General features: G+C 58.4%; 1 protein-coding gene. It reads left to right on the top strand.

Features of this window, described 5'->3' with window-relative positions; genetic code table 11:
* Positions 1–503 (top strand): FAD-binding protein (locus H6A60_RS12450; protein ID WP_205105112.1); only part of this gene is annotated, 503 nt, incomplete at both ends.

The raw sequence follows: 503 nt of genomic DNA, 5'->3' as shown, positions 1-503 counted from the left end.
TCCTTCCTCATGCCCAAAGACGAGACGCCCGAATCCAAGAATGCGTTCATTGAAGACGTCAAAGCGAAATCGATGGGCGGCGGACGTGTCGACCTCTACGAAGTTCTTGCCGAACGTATTCTCCCTGCAATCAAGTGGGCCGAATCCAAAGGTGCGCAGTTCGAACCTTGGCAGCAGCAGGCGCCTTGGCGCGTAGGTGTGCGAATTGCTTCGCCGGGCCAGTATCGCGGCATGCCGAAGCTGCTTGAGACGCTCCACGATGCGTTCGAAAAGGCGGGTGGCAAGGAGCGCTTTGAAGTCAAGGCAAAAGCACTCCTTCTGAACGAAAAAGGCGCTGTCTGCGGGTGTCGCGTTCTGACGGCTGCGGGCTTTGAAGACATTCATGCCGGTGCGGTTGTTCTTGCTACAGGCGGATACTCGGCAAACCGCGCAATGCTCGAGAGCTGCCATCCGGGCGGCGGCTCCATTCTGATTCGCGGCAACAAGTGGATCACGGGCGACGG

It is taken from the genome of Sutterella massiliensis, assembly GCF_016899755.1.
GTDB classification, from domain to species: Bacteria; Pseudomonadota; Gammaproteobacteria; order Burkholderiales; family Burkholderiaceae_F; genus Sutterella; species Sutterella massiliensis.
The sequence above is the reverse complement of the archived record's forward strand: the minus strand, read 5'-3'. Positions and strand labels throughout refer to the sequence as shown.